This window comes from Legionella sp. 27cVA30 (genome assembly GCF_024160945.1).
GTDB lineage: Bacteria > Pseudomonadota > Gammaproteobacteria > Legionellales > Legionellaceae > Legionella_A > Legionella_A septentrionalis.
Genome location: NZ_JAMYXK010000002.1, coordinates 1,246,137 through 1,263,870, shown reverse-complemented (window position 1 = coordinate 1,263,870; position 17,734 = coordinate 1,246,137). Strand labels below are relative to the sequence as shown.

Below are 17,734 nucleotides of genomic sequence, written 5' to 3'. Positions count from 1 at the left end.
ATTATTTATTTTTTTGAATCTCATTAAGAGCGACTTTTAGCTGTTGCTGAGTAACCTGATTTGCTTGAGAATTTACTTTATTCTGAGTAAATGAATCTTGACTAATGTTTTCTATATCTTCCATGGCTTTTTCAAGATTTGAACGACAAAGATCAAACCATCTAGTGTTATATGAGCCTATTGCATTGGCCACATTTACTTTTATCCAATTTTTCAAAAATCCATCAGATTCAGTTTCAAGAATATTACAGAGTTTAGAAATAACTTGATCTAAATTTCTGCCTTCTGTTTCGGAGAGATGCTGTATTAATTTGAGCCGTATATTCTCTTCCATTCCTTGTCCTCAGAATTCCATCTTAATATTTAAAAGTATAGTCAAATTAATAATTGTTTTCGGTTTGCACTGATTGCATTTTCCTCTCTACATACGAGACAAAGGGCAAGACGTGAACCGAGACACTGGTTGAACACTCACAAAATATCCAATTATTTTTTATCTGATTTTAAATAAGTGTGTCCTTTTGTTCCTTGCGGAATAATTTCGTGTTCCTTCATGCTTAGTAAAATTTTGAGAAGCTTCTGCTTCGGAAATCGTTTTTTGGATAAATGCCAATTATTATGAAATTCCTCAATGATTATCTCATCGGTTATTTCTTTTTTATCAATTAGAAGATCATTCCAGCATGCAAATAATGTGGCTACAACTTCAGCTTGGTCTGTGTTGAGATTTTTGAACTTGTTGATAATTTTTTCTATTTCTTCTAGTTCATTGCCAAAAATTTCTTTCTTAAGGTTTTCGACTTCATCTATATTCTTTCCTGGAATATATTTAACTCGTTTGCCTTCTTGCTGATCTGTTGTAAAGTAGCCTTTATCAGACGCTAATTTTTCTATACTAACGTTTTTGTTGTAAAGGATATTATAATCAACCGGCCCAGCTACCTCTCGATAATACTTTGTCTTTAAGTTTTTTTTACTCATCATATCTGCAATATAAAATACTTTTGCAAATTTGGTTTTACCGAAGCCTTTACTGTTAAACAAGGATTTAACTATCATTGTACCGAGCGTTAATCGTACTTCATTTATGGGAAATATTCGTTTTGATTCATCAATAGTATCTTTTACGTCGTCTTGAAGTGATGCACCAAAATAATTGATTTGATGAGCATTTGTTAATAGCTCATAAAATGATTCTTTTGTAGATTTTAATAAAACCGATATATTTTTTAATAAACTCAATAAAACTATGTCATCTCTCTCATTAGCATAATCTTTGATTTGAACGATTCCAGCATTTTGGGTTAATGCGCCTTCCTCAATAAAATATTGTTTCCTGTATGAAACTTTTATTTCAGGCGAATAACGAAATCTACTTTGCCATTCTTTGTATAAATCAAATACTGAATTAACTAATTTTTGGGGTAAAGAGTCTTTATCATCTGTTCGAGAAAAATCAGAAGACATAATTTTTGACCAAAATGAATTAGGGTCAAGTGGCGACATTGGGTTATTACAATGAATTTCTTCAGAGCCTTCAATTGGGTTATTTGCGGGAAATTTTGTTTCTATACATTCATTTTCTGCTAATCCAATTGAAAAAACATATTTTCTTACATTATTTTCCAATTGCTTTGGTATTTTTGGAGCCCAAAGCTCATATGCATCTGCCCATATAGGATATCCAATTTGAAAGAAAGTTCTTAACAACCCATACCATAAAAAAGTCTTATAAGCTGACTCTTTATCGTAAGCACAATAACTTTTCTGGTCAGAAGGTGCAGAGAAACATCTTGTTCGCTTACAGTCCATTATTAAAGCGTCTAATCTGAACCATGGTATATTAATTTTATGTTCTTTAATTCTACATGGAGTATAGTCGTCCATAAATCCAATATGACTACCAGTGGTTTCGCCATAAACAATTTTATTTTTTAATCTTTCATCTGAAGATGGCAAACCTCCAGAGGTAAAATTGTCACGCTCGCTTTTCCTTCTTGAACGTTGAAAACTTTTCTGAGTTTGGCCAACCCATTTTCTCATGGATAAAGCTTTTAAGCCGAAAGAAATACTTATACTTCTTTTATCATTTATTATGGCTCTACATTGCTTTTCTAATTCGTGTTGGTTTTGCCAAGGTAGCTCTGATAGTTGATTTTTGTTTATCCACGTAAAATCTTGCAGGTTTACGTGGTTTGTTTCAGATTTGTTATTAGGGCTGTAGCTCCACATTGAAAAAGCAATTGGGAATTTTCCCTTTAAATCAAAAAATTCCTTTCCATTAAATAGACCTCCATCTATGAATTTAAATGAAGAAAGCATTAAATCATATAAGGCATTAAATGATGTTCGATTTGTGAGCCAAGCAGATTTTGTAAATAGCAATAATCTTGTATCACCAGGTAAACCACTCTCCACTACTTGGTCACAAATCAATTTCATTTGTGCTAGAAAACAACTATAGCGCTCTGCCTGCCCTTCTTTACCTATACAATCAATAATCGATTGATGTATAGAATAATCTATTGACTCAGCAGTAGTATCGTCATCTCCTCGATAGGGTGGATTACATAAAAAGGCAATTGGCTTATCAAATTTTTTCCCCTTTTCTTTTAAAGCTTTTTCAATAATTTCGATATATTCTTTTGCGCTTTTGTCTAAAAAATTTAAACCTTCACCACTACCAACTTTTGGTACCACAGTGAATCTGCCTGCATGCCATGGATCCTTCTTCAATCTTTGGTCTACAGCATATAACAGATCAGGTTCAAGCTCGCTGACGACTTTATGACGTAATTCAAGTGGCGATTTCCAATTGGTGACTAAATTGCCACTGCCACATGCTGGATCAATAACAATGTAATTTTTTCCTAAATCAGGAATGCTTTGTTTCACTAACCACATTACAAATTTTGAGAGATTCAGATCGGTAAAATATACACCGTGTTGCACTCTAAAGTTTTTATCAACACTATCTATAGCCTTATCATATTGAGCAAAAAACTCATCCAAATCTTCAAATTTCGACTGATCAATATAATAATTTTCAACAAATTTTTTAAATTTAACTCTTTGACCCGGAATTAGATATCTTATTGCTTCGCCAGGAAGAGAAGCTTGTGTTTGGTCTCGGTTACTTAACGAAACAATAGAATTTTCATCCCAACTGTAAATCATTGTGTAAAAAGCTGCGACAGCTTTAATAGGTTGTGTAGGGTCAAAAAACTGAGCAAGTTCCTTTAATACTTTTGTAAAGTTTGTTGGTGTAATTTTTAATCTAACTTTTTCACAGGATCTTAATGCGTTCTCAAAAGAAACAATTTTATCTACGAAGTACTGTTTATCTTCATTGAATAAAAGATACATGTGATCATCAGACCAAATTGCCTTCTCAAAAATCTGTTTTTCAAGGTGCTTATAATCTGAGGCTATTTTTTTACCAATTGCACAAGGAGCACCCGAGGTAGTGAGGCATGCCTCAATTATTTCATCGGGAAGATCATTTGCTTTCCAGACACCTAAGAAGCCTTTTGTAGCTACTACAATAACTGAGAAATCGAGATCCCTCTTATAAGCTAACCCTTGAAATAAGCCACTGTACCAATCTTTAGTTTTGCCTTTTAGTTCTAAGACAAAATGTCCCTTTACATAACCATCGCTTCTACTCGCATCGGATTGACGAGTAAAACCGGGAAATATTTTTCTAAAATAACTCAAAGCTAAATCTTCGTTTGCCTTTTCATGGGGCTGGCCTAAATATTGAAGCAATCCATCAATATGAGCCGGTAAGCTATTTTTGGACATTATATTCCCTTACACAATTAACTGACTGTAATTTAGTCACTAATTAAAATTATAGTTCTCTATTTATCGTTCACTTTCATAATTAATTTAGTTTTAAATTAATCCGTAAAAATGAAATGAGCATGAAAATAATGTATTTATCCAAAAAGATGCCCCATAGATGCCCCATTACACCTTGAGTTTTTAATATATATTGTAATTATCAACGACATACAAAAAATCAATATATGAATAACAATCATAATCCCCCTTGAGTTTCGGATATGCCTTGCAATTCTCAATGAATAACAAAAACTCAATATGGTTAATAGTTGACTTGTAGATTTGGCTGTTGTAGTGTGCTGCTATATGTAATTTGTTATCGGTTATTATGGCTAGTATTGAGAAAAGAACAGCACAAGATGGTAAAATATCGTACCGAGTAAAAGTTAGACTTAAAGGTTCTCCTGTTGCGTCTAGATTATGAAACAAGGTCCCACATGATTGATAAAAAAAATCTCATGCTATTGGTGATGGTCGCCATTATGTATACAACAGTATGCATGGAAACCGACATTTATGTACCTGCTTTCCCAGACATGAAACTCTTTTTCCATAGTACTGCGGATGCTATTCAAAACGTATTAAGCATCAATTTTGTGGGTATTTTTATTGGTAGCCTGCTGTTTGGCCCTCTTTCCGATGTGTTTGGGCGAAAAGGCATACTACAACTTGGGCTTGGATTATTCACCTTAGCCAGCTGGGGTTGTCTTTGCACAACCGATTTTGATATTTTTCTTCTCTGCCGTTTAGGACAAGGAATCGGGGCTGCAGCGCCGATGGTAGTTACTTTTGCCATGCTACTGGAATCATACCCTCCGCAAAAGGTCGCTCAATTGTGTGCGGGCATGAATCTTTTTATTGCTGGTGTCATGGCGGCAGCTCCGATTTTGGGCTCCTTTTTGAACATTTATTTCGGTTGGCAATCCACTTTTTTACTGATTGCCATTCTCACCACTGCCTCTCTGGTTGGGAGTATACTTTTCATTGATGAAACCCTTCCGAGTGGTGAACGCAGCGCCCTATCCATCCCCAGCATTCTCAAAAGCTATGGTATCGTGCTAAGCAGTTTCCCTTATATGGGTGCTGCGTTAGTATGTTATATCCTTTTTAGTACGCTTATTTTATTTACTGCAAATCTTTCTCTTATTTTTATCGACTTTTTGGGAGTTTCTAAGACTAGTTACGGTTTTTATCAAGCCATGGCGCCGGGATCTTTTGCCTTATTTTCATTCTTAAGCATTGGGATCATTGAAAAATACGGGATGAATAAAACAAAATATATGGGGCTAATCACTAGCAGTCTAGGCGCAATATTATTACTGCTTGCCTGCTATACAACGTCCAATCCATTTTTAATTTGTGTAGCAATGGTTATTTTAAGCGCCGGTATTACCTTAGCTGCCTCTATTTACGGGATACAATCTGCGAATGTGTACCCGGAAATGCGTGGCATTGCAACAGGTATGAGTAATGCATTACGTTACGTCGTCATCGCTGTAATGGTTGGGCTTGGTATGCATGCATTCAATGGCTCAATAAGGCCTGTAGCATGGTTGATCAGTGGAGCAATTATCGTCGCTTGCATTCTGGCAGCAGGATTAGTACGAAAAAAACCTGGGCATACAGTAGAGGAAGTAGCGCTTCTAGAATAGCCACTCGTTCAATTTTAGCAAAATCCTCTGGGTAACGAACACGCGTGGTACCTATAGGTTGCTGGTTAAAAGCAAGAGGTAATGAACGCTACTTAAATCGAGCCCATCGACTTCCTCAGGAATGGGGACGTGTTACCTTTCTACAAATACTTGATGCCGACTAGCAAATCACATTTGCATATCTATACCAGCAGAAACCTTTTTTATTAAAGCATTGCCATTTGCATTCATTCATATACCTCTTTTCTAGCATCATTGCTGAAACTCAAACTTAATCTAGCAGGACCATCGGGTGCAAGTGCATCTGGCCACCATTTTATTCCATGCGGCTTCACAAACCACTGGCAGAGCAAATTAAGATTCGCTGTTACCAATGGCTTGAACATGAATTGCCTATTTAAATATTCTGAGCGCTCCAATTTGCCTGTCCCAATAGCCAAGGAATAAATGGTTAATATCTTTGGCAAATATACCGAAACTGCGGCAATCCTCTCTTGCACAATAATAATCTATGCTCAAAGTATTATCTTTTATGAATGTAAGGCCAGGTCTATGCAGGCGATGATACTGGAAGCACCCCGGCAAAAATTAAAGTATGCTGAGGTGGAAAGACCGGAAGCAAAAGAAGATGAAATTCTGATTAAAGTCAGTGCATGCGGCATTTGCCGCACGGATCTGCATGTGGTCGATGGAGAATTAAATCAGCCAGCCTTGCCCCTTATTCCTGGCCATCAGATCGTTGGAACCATTGCGAAGATGGGAAATAAAGTGACTGGTTTTAGCGTCGGGCAACGCGTCGGTGTGCCATGGCTTGGTGGAAGTTGCGGGGTGTGCAGATTTTGCCGCAGCGGGCGGGAAAATCTTTGTGATGCTGCCCGTTTTACGGGTTATCAAATAAACGGAGGTTTTGCACAATATACAGTTGCCAATTATCGTTTTTGTTTTCCCATACCAGAAGGCTATTCTGATTATCAGGCGGCTCCTTTATTCTGTGCCGGTTTAATTGGGTATCGTGCCCTGCTAAAGGCAGGAGATGCGCAACGATTAGGCATTTATGGATTTGGTGCAGCAGCTCATATCTTAATCCAAATAGCCCGCAAACAGGGGCGGGAAATTTACGCATTTACGCGCCTGGGAGATAAAGCCGCGCAAACTTTTGCTTATCAATTGGGTGCTAAATGGGCTGGCGCTGCTGAGACAATACTTGCGAAACCTTTGGATGCTGCCATTATTTTTGCCCCGGCAGGGAAGCTTGTCCCTTTGGCTCTGCGCAATATTGTAAAAGGCGGTACTGTCGTTTGTGCGGGGATTCACATGAGTGATATTCCAAGCTTTCCATACGCCATTTTGTGGGGTGAGCGCACTTTATGCTCTGTAGCCAATTTAACGATAAAAGATGGTAAAGAATTTTTAACCTTGGCGCCATCGATTCCGGTGAAGACAGAAATCCATCTTTACCCTTTGCTGCATGCCAATGAAGCTCTCGATGATCTTCGCCATGGCCGGTTTACCGGAGCTGCAGTCATTGTAGTGGATTGACTTGCGCAGCCTTTGTGCCTGTCATGGCTATTAAAACTAGCAGGCTTAAGTTATTTGCAGGTAAGCTTTTACAAATAATTCATATAAGAACTAACCAATAAAAAACTTCGTTCGCTGCTCACATCATATATTTTGTTACTTCGTCAAGACTGTTTTTTTTGTTTTTATTTAGTTACCATCTACGCTCTGCGAAAAGAGATCCGCATGAATTTATTTGTGGATAATTTTTTTCTCATGCCGCGCTTTCTGCAAAACACCTTGTTTTAAATTTTTAAAACCCTCAGTAAATACAAGGGGCATGGCGTATTTTCTTTTTTCATTGGGGAAAATGGTTATCCACAAAATCTGTGTATAACTCTGTGAGTAGAAGATTAAAATCCTTGAAAAAGAATCCTCTGGTTAGATGTACAATAATTTTTCATCTCTTGCCAAGCTTATATGTTAAGGGAAATAACGGTTTCGTCTTCTTTTTCAGCACACATTTGCAGTAGTCTTGGGCTGGGGGCTTGCATAAAGCTGAAAGGCTGTACCTGGGAAACAGGGTTATCATTTGGCTTTAATGCCTGCAATTGTTTTAATTCTTCATGGTATTTCTTAAAAAATGACTCACTAACAGAATTTAACTGCTCATAAAGTGTCCCACTCTCTTGCAACTGTTTTTTGATTACTGCCAATTCTTGTTTAAGCAAAATATATTCTTCAGATTTTTTAATTGCTTCTTCCGTACCATGGTTTACAAATTGCTGCAATTGCATAACAAACATTTGTTTATGCTCATTATCTTGGATGTAAACATCCGATATCTCACCCGAAATTCGCGTCAATTGATTCGTTACCTCCTTTAAATTTTCAATTTGCTTCGCTGTTTTTGTTTTAAATTCTTCCAATCTTGCCAATGACTGTGAATATGCTATTTTTAATTGCGTAAATTCACCCTGAACTTCAGCCAAGCCCTGCACGTCTTGCGACAGCAACTGCACTTGTTGCGTTAATTCTGCAGTGGAACAGTTTAACTTTTCATTTTCCCGCTTAAATTGCTCAACTTCCTGGCTCAGTTGTATTTTAAGCTGTTGTAAATTTCCAATAATCCCACCTAAAACTCCTACTAATCCAAAAATGCCTTTTTTAAGACTGTCTTTGGATATCCTCGCGCTTTCATAATGCTCATCAAAGATATAACTGATAATCCCATATGCCACTGCAGAAACCACGGTGATCAAAATGAGCGGCAACAAATGCCCCAAAACTCCCAATGCCAGCAAAGTCCCGAAAAAACCAACCCCAGCCAGAATTTTTTGCCAAAGAGGCACCTCACCTCCCCAAAAATTGGCCCACCTGCCTATCATGCTGGAATTATGGTAAGTAGCATCGATCATTGCATCAAGATGCTTTTTTATGTTGTGAATTTGTGAATGCACTTCTTTCATTTGTAAATCCTTCTTGGGAATAGAAGTAGTAACCTCAAAATCAGCAAGCACAGTTTGTACCATATATTTTTCCCTATTCGTCAAAAGCAATTCCTTCATGCCTGCCAAAAGCAAGCAAACGCGGCTAACTTAAATTTTTCAGCTGGCAAAGCTTTGCTTTATCGTTGCACGTATCAAGTTTTATTCTTTTCATTCCGCCATCTATTTACTGAGATACAAGCATTAACCCTTTTTCCGTAAGCAATGCATGCTTAACCGCTTGTTTTAACTAAAAATATCTTCTTACAGTTGCCAGTATTCAAAATGTGGAATTATAAGCACACAATAGCGGATAAGCCCAGTGCTGCAAAAATCTAAATGGGAGTGATTTTACTTTTTGCAGCCAATACATGGCTGGTTTTTGCAAGATGGTGAGCAAGAGGCAAGAAACAAAGTTTGTGCCCATAAGCATACAGGCACAATTCACCTTGGGCAAAAGTGCATTAAACTCGCTTACAGCGACGAGTCATGTTCATCCATCATATAGGCAATGATATCGCCGGGCTGGCAATTTAAATGAGCGCAAATTGCTTCCAGTGTCGAAAAACGCAGCGCTTTTGCCTTGCCATTTTTTAGAATGGATAAATTAGCTTCGGTAATTCCTATGGCTTCTGCCAATTCTTTCAGGCGACATTTCCGCTTGGCCATCATCACGTCTAAATTAACAATTATTGGCATGACACATCCTTAAATTGTTAACTGAGAATCAGTTTTTAATTGATTGGCTTCTTTAATGATCCAGGAGGCTACCAAAATAATACAAGCCGTTAACAAAGTAGCAATATTGGTGGTGCCCAGCGTTACGCTTATAACCCGCTCGCCTGTCTGATTATTAAAACTCAGTGCCGCCGTAAGCATGGGTTGATAAATTAATTGCACCAGCTCCCCCAGTATCATGTAAATTCCTATCGCTCTGATTAATTTTATATTTTCTTCTTCAAACAACTCTCCTCTTTCATACAAGCCAAATAATTTGGCCAACTTATTGCAAATGAGTACGGTGATCGACAAGGGCAATAATTGAATCATTAAAATGATAAAGCGATGGATGAGGGAGTAATGAGAAGTACCTTGTATATGCTTGGATGATATCATCGGCGACCAGGCTCCCCACTCAATGATACGCTCTAGGTGAAAAAGAATAAAATAAGCGGAAGTCAGAGGGATAGCCCAACAAATGAAGGTAAAGAAAAGACGCAAAAGGCGGCTGGTCCGTTGTATTTTTTTCATGGCAATTCCTTTAAATTAAACACCACCGTATTATAAATAAAAATTATCGTTTATCAATAAAAAATTATTCTAAAACGCTATTTCAAAGCGATCTTTGCCAAAGCTTCATGATAATTTTCATAACCTGCCTGCAATTAAAGAAAAGTGCGAAAGCCGGCAATTTCATTTAAAATGCCAGTTCCTTATTGTGGCCACCCCAACATTATTACAATGGCAGTCTGTGTCTCGAACTGAACGATTATTTGCTTTAATTCAACTTTTACGCTGTCACCGGCTTCCAGTGAGTGGGGCAATTCTTGCTGAGCGATTAGGCGTAAGCCTGCGTACGCTTTACCGGGACATTGCTACCTTGCAAGTTTTTGGTGCTCCTATCGAAGGCGAGCCTGGCATGGGCTATGTCTTGAAGCCAGGATTTATGCTACCCCCTTTAATGTTTTCAGAAGATGAAATTGAAGCGATTGTTCTGGGAGCGCGTTGGGTTACCAAGCGCGCTGACTCGCAATTAAAATTTGCGGCGCAAAACGTATTGGCAAAAATCGCAGCCATCTTGCCTGCAGAATTACAAACCCAGCTGGAAACCTCAAGTCTTTTGGTTCCTCCCGGACAACACCAGAAAAGCAAAGACACTGATTTGATTCTTATCCGTCAAGCGATCCGGCGCGAACGCAAATTAAAACTGTACTATCAAGATTTACAAGGCAACTATTCCGAGCGCATTTTATGGCCCATCGCACTTGGTTTTTTTGATGAAATCCAACTGATGGTTGCATGGTGTGAGTTAAGGCAGGATTTTCGCCACTTTCGCACGGATCGGTTCCTGCAATTGGAGCTTGTAGATATACGTTATCCGCAACGCCGGCAAACTTTGTTAAAGAAATGGCGAGCGCTTAACAACATTCCGCAACAATAAATACATCAGGCTACTGACAAAAACTGGCAGCAGCATCCCTTAAGCTTAAGCCATCATCAATCCACAGGAGCTTAAAAATGTCCCTTTCCCCTAAAGCCAATTTACAATTGATTTACGTTTCAGATATCGCACGTTCCACTCTTTTTTACAAAACAATTTTCAATGCTGAGCCCGTATTTTCAAGCCCGCGCTACGTAGCATTCGCTGCCGGAAATGAGGCATTATTTGCTATTTGGACTGGGGGAACACCGCCAAACACAAGTAGCGAGCGCTTTTCGGAAATAGGAATCATGCTGCCTACAAATGCAGACGTAGACAATTTATTTGCAATCTGGTGCAAACTTCCCGATATGCATATCATGCAAGAACCATCTACTGAAGTGTTTGGCCGCACTTTCCTCGCGAAAGATCCTGACGGCCATATTATTCGAGTATGCCCCATAGATTAATAGGGCTTATAGCTGGCAATTTGCTTAAAGCGGTTTTCAATTTCTTCTTTTAATTCTGGATTGGCGCAATGGCCAATGACATTGTGGACAATCCAAACTTTTTCAGGGCTCGCCTGAGCTCTTCTAATTGCCTCGGCAGCTATGGCCATAATATAAGCAGGATTAGTCTGGTTTTTAGTAACCAAAATTTGTAACTGTAAATCAGATGCTTCTTCGAGCTTGCCAGTAAACTGATAAGGCTCGTATGCGGGCAGGGAAAAAAAATTTTGCGAGATCATTATGCCAACCTCTGCTCCTGCAGAATAAACCTGCATGGAAAATACGCGAAAATTTCCCTCATTATCAGCTAATTCAATCGCATAACCCTGACTTCTAAACCAGCTTAACAATCCTGCTGTTTTTTCGGTTAAATGTGCCAAACCCACGGCAAGCAACATATTACTATCTTCAGCAAGCTCTTGCAGGATTCGATAAAACCAATTTTGGTTTCTTTTAGCCACAGGAATACTGCTGGTTTCACACAAAAAATCCTTTTTAAGATAATTTTTCCGGGCAGCACCTACCCTTTGCACCAGTGTTTGCAACACCGTACTTAAGCTATCTGTGCTTTGTGCAAAATTACGTGCATAGAAATGCAAGATTTGTGAGAAAAGATCGCTGCTTTCTTCAAGACCGACGATGGCCTTCCCCGCCTTTTTATATTCTTCCCTTAATTGTACATCCATGGAATTTATGCCATCTGTCTGGGTATAAATTCCATGAATCATCCCGAATATAAGCTCATCCTTTACATTGGCAAGATCTTCACCTATTTGCCTTAATTCAAATTGTAAATGATGTAAAATTTTTTCCTTAATAAAGGTTTGCTCTGCAGAAGATAACTTTAAAAACCTGCTTTCTTCGGCAACCTTCCTTTTATAAATCTTAAGCGGTAATTTTATAAAATCCTTTACCATTTCCGGTACCGAGAAGTTTATTCTTTCCATTAATAATTTCTTGGGTTTACATAATAAACTTTGAATTTGCGGGGAAAATACATCCAGGGTATGAGCATGGCAGGTACCCAAAATTAAAATCTGTTTTTCATCTTTACTGGCTCTGAATAGCCACGGGACTGCCGCTTTGAGAGATTCAGGCTGTTGCATACTATCAATTATCAAAGCAATAAGGATAATTATACAACAGAATACAAATCCTATCTTAATAATATTGTATTATTTATAAACTTGTTAACCGGTAGGCTTGCAATATTTTATCAGGTATCCGCTTTCTCATATGCTTTTCCCTGTTGTTCTCATATAATTGCCAAATTCCCAACCCATTCATTTAAGACATTATGAAACAAAATATAAATGCCGGATATCAAGGGCAGCCACAGTTGCCGCAGACAGAAACTAATCCACTAACTTCTTATTTTTCACAGGATTTTCTTAATCTACCACCTTATTGGCCAGGAAAGCCAAATCCAAGACCAAGCCCTGAGGAAATCCTAGGCCCTTTTCTGCCGCAGCGCTGCCCATTTCCAACTGGTTTCCCAAACCCCATATTGCCCATGCCGGCTTCCACGCCAACTACAGTTAATCCGCCGCCAATGCAAGTTCCCTTTCCCAATCAGACAGGGGTTAGCTACCTGCCTGCGCAAGCAGACTTTAAAACCCTTGCACACCCAGCTTTACAAGCATCATTCGCATCTTATGCATCGCCAGCCGCCGCAGCCAGCACTGCTCATGCACGAGCGGGAGTAGCACCGCGGCATAACCCAGAAACGGAACACAGGGTATACCGAATGCATGAAGAACTGGCAAACAATGCATTGAATCACTCTGCTGAAACGCAGCAACTGTCAAATCAGGCGAGCTTTACTGGTCGTTTTTTTACACCCGTGCCAGTACAAAAGAAAACGATTAACTGTGGAGAGCCTTCCAACCAGTTAACGCGTCGGTAGAGCTTTCGGCCTCAATATAAGAGGCCGAAATTTTTTGAGCATGCAGGCAAATCAACCTTAAAAAGGATTCTACTGCCCAGACTGCTTAAAATAGGCAAACAAGTCATCGCAACCGCCAATATGCTCTTCATCAAAAAAGATTTGCGGTACGGTACGCCGCCCGGAACGGGCTATCATGTTTTCACGCTCCGCGTCATCCAAATCCACGCGAATTTCTGTGTAAGGTATCCCTTTTGCCTGCAAAAGCTGCTTGGCCCGCACGCAGTAGGGGCAAGTAGCTGTGGTATAAATTAAGGCTTTCATAAATATCCCCGAATTAATTTGACATAAGCACCTAGAAGCGTCCAAGTAAATGTTGCATTCTTAATATTAGTCTCTTGCTTTAAAATAAATAGCTAATGCTTAATAAAATATTATGCGTATAAAGATGCGATAAACTTGGTCCGTTATACGTAATCGGTTGAGAAATTACAAACGAAGTTCCCGATACAACAATACTCTGCTGTGTGCCAACAATCCCCTGCCCTAAGCTGCTTCTCCCCCAATCTTCAAACTCATAACCTAGCGATATATTCCAGTTATTATTGAGGCATTTTTGCAAACCAAGGCCCACGCTGTAGGTGAAACTGAACGATTGCGTATTATTCTCAAACCAAGTGGCTGAAAAATTGGGATCGACTGTAGGCGATGTACTGAAACCGTGTGATTTATTAAATGAAGCCCCCAAGGAACCTGTTAAAAACGGTTGCACTGAATTCCAAAAAGGAGCAAAAATTAATTTATCGCGAATGACTGCTTTTCCATGATTCACATTGTATTGATAGCTTGAGCCGGTGGGAACGGCATTTACACTCACCGTGCCTTTTATATTGGCATCACTTGCGCCGCCAAAAGCGACCCCAAGCTGGTTGAGCACACCATTAGGAAATGGCCATTGCAGGGCGAAAAAAACTTCCCCCGTACCCATTACTTCTGTTTTTTTATGCGCATTGTAAGTATTTGAAAACGTATTCGTAACCGGTATCGAACCAATAATAACGGGGGCGCCAGTACTGCTGACGCCAATAATGGGAATATTTTCAACTCGTGATAAATAAAATGTCTGATTTTGCCCAGGGTTAGCCAGTGCTACTCCTCCTGTAAGCGTGATCACCCGGGTAAATGAGCTGCTCCAATCATCATACCAGTCACCCAGTGCAAAAGCAGAAGAACAAAAAAACAACATGAAAGCTGTAGTAATCCTTTGCAATTTCATCTTTCTTATCCATAAAAAATTTTTAACATATTATCTTAAAATCAATAAATTATCTTCATCAGGGAAAAATTTTTCTGCTCTAAAAATAAACATGATAAGCATAGGGTACGCTGCAAATTTTAAGCAATAATTGCTGCTTTTCAGATAAAAAAAACCACTATGAATGCCCATATATATCAAAATCCGGATAAATACAGCCAGAATAATTCGCTTCAATATCATTTTGCCATGAAAACTTTAAGCAAAATTTCTTTCGATACTAAAGCAAGAATATTAGACATCGGCTGTGGTGATGGGGTAATCACTAAAAAAATCGCCGATATGGTGGAGGCAGGGTGTGTCATTCAAAAAACGAGCTGGAGCGCTTTTTTAGTGCTGCTGGGGCGCATATTAAACAAGTTCCTGCCGAGCGGAAAAGCGAATTCCTAAATGATTTTGTAACTGCCTACTGCCAACAAGCCGGTTGTGCTGCAGATGCTATACCAGTCAGTTTTTGGTGCCTGCAAATTCTTGCTGTAAAAACGTGATTAAACAAGGAATGCAAGGTACCCAATATCCAGGTTAGATTCTCGGTGCATCGTAACTCGAAAAAACATAACCAATTTCTGCCATATTTTGCTTGGGCAATACAAATTGTGGGTAAATAGCACACACTTTTTCATGCACTCTTTTTATGTCGCTTCGCGTAAGGCAAAATTGTTTGCTAAACATTTTCTCCGCCATAACGGAGCGCACTTCATTCAAGTAAGGAGCAATCGCCCTGGCTTTTTCTATTTCTATCTCATAGCATGCCGTGTTTAAATAGTGGGCGACCTCGTGCACAATGGTCAGGGCCAGATCAGCTGTACTCATTTCTGAATTTAAATAAATATTAGGGGTTAGCAAAACGCCTTGGGCCATGGATTCTATTTGTTTTACCGTGTCTGCAGCCGGAGGAAATAAGTCAGGAAGCTCGATATTTCTGAGAATCTGCAAACCCTTTTTTATATGAAAAAAATCCCTTTCTGTCATTTCAGCGAATGGCTTAAGCGCCACTTCGCCCGATACGATGGCGCTATATACTTTACCAGCAATCAACGATTTATTGTTTTTAATCACTGTGAGTGCTGAAGTTAATTTTTCGAAGAAATTAGCAGTGGCAGCCGCCTTAAAAAAATTATTAGAATATTGTGGATGCATGTTGAATACCTGGGAATTACAGGTTGAAACCGCTTGTTTCAACTCTTGAAACCATGCCAGAATTAAAGTCTAGGCGTATCAAAACTTGAAAAAACATATCCTATGGCTTTGGTGTTTTCACCCGCGGCTACATATTCTGGATACAATCTTGTAACTTTTTCATGGACTTTTTTTACATCATTGCGCGTCAAACAAAACCCCTTGGCGAATGCTTCTTCAGCCAAAAATGAACGTACTTCGTCACGATAGCATGCTATTTCGCATTGTTTGGTTGTCAATTCTTCTTCCCAAATGTCGGTATTTAGATAATGAGTAACTTCATGAACAATGGTTAAAGCAATCCGCCTTGAGGAGCCGCGGGAGCATAAGTAAATGCAATCATGAACGATAAACCCTCCCAGTTTGTTCTCTATGATGCTCAAGGTTTCCTCTGCGGGCGGGTATTGTTCAGGAAGTTCAATTTCACTGCTTTCTGCAATGGCTTTCCTGACTTCTAAAAAGTGCTCTGCTGATAATTGCTCAAACGAGTGAAGCGAAACTTGTTTAGTCTTGATGGCTTCATAAACTTTTTCGGCAATGAATGATTTTTTTTCCCTGATTGATTTAACTGCAATTTTTAGCTTCTGTTGAAATGTCAGTTTACGCGAAGATTTATTGAAAAATGTGATATGGTTCATAAATAAATAAAAAATTTTAGTATGTTAAATTAACAAAAAAATATAAATACTTACATAGTAGAAAAATATTATACACTATATGTATTAAATTGGCAGGGAAACCTGCAGCTGCTTTCAATATTGAATACCTTCACAACTTTCCTGGCAGAAGCATCATGCTTGCAATCATAATGAGCCCTAAAAGAAAAAATCACTGGTAAATTTTATTCCCCTACATTTTGCATTGTTTTTCACAACATTTAAAAATAAAATGGGTCCGTTTTATCAGGGGACCCAACCATGCGCTTGAATCGCAATATTACTGCCTGCATCATCGGCAATGTGCTTGAATGGTATGAATTTAGTTTATTCGCTTACTTGTCCCCAATCATTGCCCAATTATTTTTCCCCACACAAAATCCCGGCGTAGGCTTATTATCCACTTTACTGGTATTCGCCGCAGGATTTGTCATCCGTCCGCTGGGTTCTATTATTTTAGGATATTTGGGCGATCGTTTTGGCCGTGCAAAAACTTTAAAGCTTACGATCTTCTTAATGTCGATTTCTTCTGTACTTACGGGATTAATACCTACATTTCAGCAAATAGGAATACTTGCCCCCATCCTATTGGTTATCTGCCGCTTGCTGCAAGGCTTCTGCATCGGAGGTGAATTCGCAGGTTCAATGATTTATTTATCCGAAGCAGCGCAAAATAAGCAACGCGCTTACATCAGCAGCATGACGAATAATGGCTGTAATATCGGCGTTTTAATCGCCGTGGTTGCCTGTGCGCTGCTTACTCATTGCCTGTCAGAATCCAATATTCTGGCGTATGGCTGGCGAGCTTTGTTTATTTCAGGTGGGGTATTGGGTTTAACCGGGCTGTGGTTGCGGCGCGACTTGCCTGAATCCGAAACGTTTCAAACTCTGCAAAAAAATATCACAGAACCTTATCATCCGGTAACGTATGTTATCAAACATCAACGCAAGCGCATGCTGCATGTCATTTTACTATTGGTCATCAGCGCGTGCGGAAGCTATACCCTGATGGGGTACCTTTCTACTTATATGTATACCTATTTGAACGTATCCATGCATACGGCTTATCACATGCAAATTTTATTTATTCTTTTATCTTTGATTTTTCTACCATTTTTTGCGCTTCTTGCTGACAGATATGGGCGCAAAACTGTGCTGATATTTGCCACAACAGGTTATTTGCTGTTTGCTGTCCCTTGTTTTTGGTTCTTGCAATCCACGCCATTATGGTGGGTTTTGCTTCCCCTGGTGATTTTTTATAGTGCCGAGCAAGCCGTAATGCCGGTGGTTATTGTTGAAATGTTTCCTGGCAAAGGCCGTTATACGGGCATTTCCCTTGCATACAATCTGTGCATGGCAACCGCCGGCGGCTTTTCCCCGGCATTGAATACCTGGTTAATCAATCATTTTAGCGACAATTTAATGATTGCTTATTATGTGATGGCATGTGCCTTCATATCGTTTGTTATGGCTTTAAAATACTTACCCAAAACGTATGGCGCACACCATGATTTGAGCCTGGCTTAGCCATGGCATTAAGGCCTGCAAATATGCAAACGTGGTGTCCA

The 17,734-nt window shown here is 39.1% G+C and carries 17 protein-coding genes; 7 read left to right on the top strand and 10 right to left on the bottom strand.

Annotation, left to right across the window (positions count from 1 at the left end; translation table 11 throughout):
- Nucleotide 1: 1 nt before the first annotated feature.
- Both NKV53_RS11315 and NKV53_RS11310 read right to left on the bottom strand, forming a co-directional pair.
- Nucleotides 2-334 (bottom strand): hypothetical protein, encoded by a 333-nt coding sequence (locus tag NKV53_RS11315; protein ID WP_253351159.1) that lies wholly within the window; start codon nt 332-334, stop codon nt 2-4.
- Between the two features lie 152 nt (nt 335-486).
- Nucleotides 487-3,804 carry a hypothetical protein gene (locus NKV53_RS11310; RefSeq protein ID WP_253351157.1) on the bottom strand — a complete coding sequence of 1,106 codons (3,318 nt, stop codon included), beginning with the start codon at nt 3,802-3,804 and terminating at the stop codon, nt 487-489.
- Nucleotides 3,805-4,283: 479 nt separating this feature from the next.
- On the opposite strand from NKV53_RS11310, the gene NKV53_RS11305 reads away from it, so the two are divergent.
- Both NKV53_RS11305 and NKV53_RS11300 read left to right on the top strand, forming a co-directional pair.
- Nucleotides 4,284-5,498, top strand: a complete 1,215-nt coding sequence (locus NKV53_RS11305; RefSeq protein ID WP_126953326.1) for an MFS transporter — start codon at nt 4,284-4,286, stop codon at nt 5,496-5,498.
- A gap of 552 nt (nt 5,499-6,050) precedes the next feature.
- Nucleotides 6,051-7,037, top strand: a complete 987-nt coding sequence (locus NKV53_RS11300; protein WP_127032333.1) for a zinc-dependent alcohol dehydrogenase family protein — start codon at nt 6,051-6,053, stop codon at nt 7,035-7,037.
- Nucleotides 7,038-7,471: 434 nt separating this feature from the next.
- On the opposite strand, the gene NKV53_RS11295 is transcribed toward NKV53_RS11300, so the two are convergent.
- The 3 genes from NKV53_RS11295 to NKV53_RS11285 all read right to left on the bottom strand — a co-directional run bounded on the left by NKV53_RS11295 (nt 7,472) and on the right by NKV53_RS11285 (nt 9,733).
- Nucleotides 7,472-8,527 carry a hypothetical protein gene (locus NKV53_RS11295; RefSeq protein WP_127057113.1) on the bottom strand — a complete coding sequence of 352 codons (1,056 nt, stop codon included), beginning with the start codon at nt 8,525-8,527 and terminating at the stop codon, nt 7,472-7,474.
- 429 nt (nt 8,528-8,956) lie between these two features.
- Nucleotides 8,957-9,181 carry a helix-turn-helix transcriptional regulator gene (locus tag NKV53_RS11290; protein ID WP_126953323.1) on the bottom strand — a complete coding sequence of 75 codons (225 nt, stop codon included), beginning with the start codon at nt 9,179-9,181 and terminating at the stop codon, nt 8,957-8,959.
- Between the two features lie 9 nt (nt 9,182-9,190).
- Nucleotides 9,191-9,733: a DUF2975 domain-containing protein gene (locus tag NKV53_RS11285; protein ID WP_126953322.1), complete on the bottom strand. Its 543-nt coding sequence runs from the start codon at nt 9,731-9,733 to the stop codon at nt 9,191-9,193.
- A gap of 220 nt (nt 9,734-9,953) precedes the next feature.
- Here NKV53_RS11285 and NKV53_RS11280 point away from each other — a divergent pair, with 220 nt between their 5' ends.
- Entirely contained in the window at nt 9,954-10,643 is a 690-nt protein-coding gene (locus NKV53_RS11280) for a YafY family protein (protein WP_126953321.1), read from the top strand.
- Nucleotides 10,644-10,720: 77 nt separating this feature from the next.
- A complete protein-coding gene (locus NKV53_RS11275; RefSeq protein ID WP_126953320.1) occupies nt 10,721-11,092 on the top strand; it encodes a VOC family protein in 372 nt (123 codons plus the stop codon).
- Here NKV53_RS11275 and NKV53_RS11270 read toward each other — a convergent pair.
- The gene (locus NKV53_RS11270; RefSeq protein ID WP_126953319.1) at nt 11,089-12,237 is read right to left on the bottom strand and encodes a TraB/GumN family protein; all 1,149 of its coding nucleotides are present in this window, start codon (nt 12,235-12,237) and stop codon (nt 11,089-11,091) included. The two genes, NKV53_RS11275 and NKV53_RS11270, sit on opposite strands and share 4 nt — an antisense overlap.
- Nucleotides 12,238-12,428: 191 nt before the next feature.
- Here NKV53_RS11270 and NKV53_RS11265 point away from each other — a divergent pair, with 191 nt between their 5' ends.
- Entirely contained in the window at nt 12,429-13,037 is a 609-nt protein-coding gene (locus NKV53_RS11265) for a hypothetical protein (RefSeq protein WP_253351154.1), read from the top strand.
- Between the two features lie 69 nt (nt 13,038-13,106).
- On the opposite strand, the gene grxC is transcribed toward NKV53_RS11265, so the two are convergent.
- Together grxC and NKV53_RS11255 are read right to left on the bottom strand one after the other, a co-directional pair.
- Nucleotides 13,107-13,340 carry a glutaredoxin 3 gene (gene grxC, locus NKV53_RS11260; protein ID WP_126953317.1) on the bottom strand — a complete coding sequence of 78 codons (234 nt, stop codon included), beginning with the start codon at nt 13,338-13,340 and terminating at the stop codon, nt 13,107-13,109.
- A gap of 79 nt (nt 13,341-13,419) precedes the next feature.
- Entirely contained in the window at nt 13,420-14,292 is an 873-nt protein-coding gene (locus NKV53_RS11255; RefSeq protein WP_126953316.1) for a hypothetical protein, read from the bottom strand.
- Between the two features lie 228 nt (nt 14,293-14,520).
- Between NKV53_RS11255 and NKV53_RS11250 the strand changes: the two genes are divergently transcribed.
- Nucleotides 14,521-14,721, top strand: a complete 201-nt coding sequence (locus NKV53_RS11250; protein ID WP_253351153.1) for a class I SAM-dependent methyltransferase — start codon at nt 14,521-14,523, stop codon at nt 14,719-14,721.
- Between the two features lie 132 nt (nt 14,722-14,853).
- On the opposite strand, the gene NKV53_RS11245 is transcribed toward NKV53_RS11250, so the two are convergent.
- Both NKV53_RS11245 and NKV53_RS11240 read right to left on the bottom strand, forming a co-directional pair.
- Nucleotides 14,854-15,471: a hypothetical protein gene (locus NKV53_RS11245; RefSeq protein WP_253351152.1), complete on the bottom strand. Its 618-nt coding sequence runs from the start codon at nt 15,469-15,471 to the stop codon at nt 14,854-14,856.
- Nucleotides 15,472-15,533: 62 nt separating this feature from the next.
- A complete protein-coding gene (locus NKV53_RS11240) occupies nt 15,534-16,148 on the bottom strand; it encodes a hypothetical protein (RefSeq protein ID WP_126953313.1) in 615 nt (204 codons plus the stop codon).
- A 279-nt stretch (nt 16,149-16,427) separates the two neighbouring features.
- On the opposite strand from NKV53_RS11240, the gene NKV53_RS11235 reads away from it, so the two are divergent.
- Entirely contained in the window at nt 16,428-17,693 is a 1,266-nt protein-coding gene (locus tag NKV53_RS11235; RefSeq protein ID WP_126953312.1) for an MFS transporter, read from the top strand.
- The last annotated feature ends 41 nt before the right edge of the window (nt 17,694-17,734 follow it).